Consider the following 2603-nt stretch of genomic DNA (forward strand, 5'->3'; position numbering starts at 1 on the left):
ACGGTTCTGCATAACAACTTTTGTTCTTTTCTAACATCAACTCTGGGGGTCAATTTGAAATTGGCGAAAGGGGGTCAAATTTATTGGTATTTCCACATGGGAAGTCTATAGTCGTTATGCCGAAGATAAACCGCATATTATATTATTGTGCTGCTGGGCACATGCAAGGCGTTATTATGAAAAGGCTAAAAAGTCGGCTAAGAAGACCAACCCTGAACTGGAGCACCCTTTAGTGGAGATACAAAAGCTGTATGCCATTGAAAGGCATTGCCAAACCGAAGGGTTTGACCATGATGCTATACGTGATTACAGGCAAAAACATGCGGTTCCTATACTGGAAGCGTTATATCTTTGGATAAAAGCCCAGCGCATAAAATGGGGCAACGTAAATAAGCTACCATTTGTAGAGGCGCTTAATTACAGCCTGAACCATTGGGACAAGCTGTGTGTATACCTGCAGGATGGAAAGCTCTCAATTGACTCCAACCCGGTTGAAAACAGCGTGAGGCCCTCAACTTTAGGCAGAAAAAACTACATGTTCGCTGGATCACATGAAGCAGCGCAAAGAAGTGCAATGATGTATAGCCTGTTTGGCACCTGCAAACTACATGGTATAAACCCGCTGACCTGGGCAAAAGATGTGCTCACAAGAAAACATATGACTCCCAAAAAAGACTTATGGCAATTGCTGCCACAACACTGGAAGCCAATGGAGCTTCAGCAAATAGAAAAACAAGAGCAAAAACACAAAGAAGCCGCTACAGCATAGCGGCTTCTTTATTGAATATATCTTAGCAAAACCCCCACAATACTAACAAAAACAAAATATGATTTGCTTGAAATCAGCGTTTATGAGCTGTAAAGGCATTTTTAGATAAAATCTAATGTGATGCGGGCGGTCGTCACTTTACGGCAAATCAAAAAATACCCCTTAAGGCATTTCCATTTTTGCCATCAGTTGCTGGCGACTAGAAACCATCGCCTTTTCATGGATAAACTGTATGTGCTTACCCAACGTACCAACCGAAATACAGAGCATATCGGCAATTTCCGCCCGGCTGTAGCCCTGGCGGATCAGCCGAACCACCTCCAGTTCCCGCTCGGTAAACCCGTACAAATAAATGTTCCGCTCAAAAGCCTCGGAAAAAGGCAGCTTGTTTTCCAGTTCCAGCCTTCGCTGCTTATCCGCCTTATCAAAGCGGATAGATCGGCTGATAAAAATAAAGGTCGTGAGCACAAAACCAAGGTTGGTCACGAGCACCTCTACCCACTGGGTCACATGCAGCACCGAAAACACGCACATCACTACCCAGGGCAGCACCGCAAAATACACTGCAAAAAGCTCGAACCTGGTATTATAAACGCTGTCCTGCTGTTCCAATTTCGACATTTCCCTAATCGCCCGAAGGATCACCAGCACCAGCACCACCGAATAAATGAACGGCACTGGCATCCCAAACCGTATCGCCCTTTCCAGATCCCCATGAAAGGGATACCAGCAGATGAAAACTGCCACATAAGGCAGCAGCAAAAATAGCGGAACCCCGACCATCGCGTGCCAGCGCAAGCGCTTCAATCCAAAACCACGGTAAAAGAAGTACGGAAAATACGACCCCATCAAAAAGCCACCGCCATAAGCAATGATATTTTGCAGCTCCACCGACAAAAAACCAATCGCAGGATCGGGAAAAAGTCCCCCAGAAATATTATAAAAGATCAAGAACACCAAAAGGATCAGATACCAGAACCGCGAACGGTCATCCGGCCAGCTCAGGTAATGGATCACCTGATAAAAAAGAAAAAGACATTCAATAAAAATGACCACGGCTGTAAGCAGGTGCATTTCGGTATACGGAATTAACATAGGTAGGTAGATATTTGGCAGATGACTATGAGTAGACTAAAGATTTTTCATATTTACAGCACGTTTTAAAAAGGACAATTTATACCCCAGGTCCAGCTCATCAAAAACCGCAAAGCCAAACCGCTCATACCAGGGGATGTTTACCACCGTCGAGGTCTCCAGGTACACCGAACGGTTCATCCCGTCCGCTAGGGCAAGTAATTCCGTCAACAAACCACTCCCCAACCCCAAACACTGATGATCCGGATGCACCCCGATAAACCAGAGGTAAAAGAAATCCCCCGCAGGATGGCGCATCTTGATCAGCTTCTCCCTGCGAAGCACCCTAAACAGACCGGAAAATCCAACCACCTTAAACACCAGCCATAAATCCAGCCAGAGCGAACGGAAACTCAAAACCTTTTTATCGGGAAAAAGTACCAGTGCACAGGCATTGCGATCCTCAGCGAGCACTACCTTCCCATAGCGTAAACATACTTCAAACGCATAATCCATCAAATCACATATCCGCATCAAACGATCCGAACCATTTCCAGCAATAAAACTCACACTCGCATTCGACCTGAAAGCAAAAGTCAATATTTCAATAATCCTGTTTTTATCCTTACGTGTAGCCTCTATCATAAATAAATAACCTAAAAAAACAAATCGAGTAGGAAGATAGCCATTAGTTGGCTACCTGTCCTCTCACACCACCGTACGTACCGTTCGGTATACGGCGGTTTGTTAGAATAATGTT

The 2603-nt window shown here is 44.9% G+C and carries 3 protein-coding genes; 1 reads left to right on the top strand and 2 read right to left on the bottom strand.

The genetic code is table 11. The features are described 5' to 3' along the window. Window positions 1–88 precede the first annotated feature (88 nt). On the top strand, window positions 89–769 hold the full coding sequence (locus BM207_RS18960; RefSeq protein WP_262497215.1) for an IS66 family transposase: 681 nt from the start codon (window positions 89–91) through the stop codon (window positions 767–769). A gap of 162 nt (window positions 770–931) precedes the next feature. On the opposite strand, the gene BM207_RS18965 is transcribed toward BM207_RS18960, so the two are convergent. Then, on the bottom strand, window positions 932–1864 hold the full coding sequence (locus tag BM207_RS18965) for a helix-turn-helix transcriptional regulator (RefSeq protein ID WP_090998331.1): 933 nt from the start codon (window positions 1862–1864) through the stop codon (window positions 932–934). 36 nt (window positions 1865–1900) lie between these two features. Next, complete coding sequence (locus BM207_RS18970; RefSeq protein ID WP_090998334.1) at window positions 1901–2488, bottom strand: GNAT family N-acetyltransferase; 588 nt, start codon at window positions 2486–2488, stop codon at window positions 1901–1903. Window positions 2489–2603 lie beyond the last annotated feature (115 nt).

The sequence above is a fragment of the Pedobacter insulae genome (assembly GCF_900113525.1).
Taxonomy (GTDB): domain Bacteria; phylum Bacteroidota; class Bacteroidia; order Sphingobacteriales; family Sphingobacteriaceae; genus Pedobacter; species Pedobacter insulae.

Excerpts from the sequence above, each read along its gene's own strand:
- BM207_RS18965 (WP_090998331.1), bottom strand. The coding sequence starts at position 1,864 with ATGTTAATTCCGTATACCGAAATGCACCTGCTTACAGCCGTGGTCATT.
- BM207_RS18970 (WP_090998334.1), bottom strand. The coding sequence starts at position 2,488 with ATGATAGAGGCTACACGTAAGGATAAAAACAGGATTATTGAAATATTG.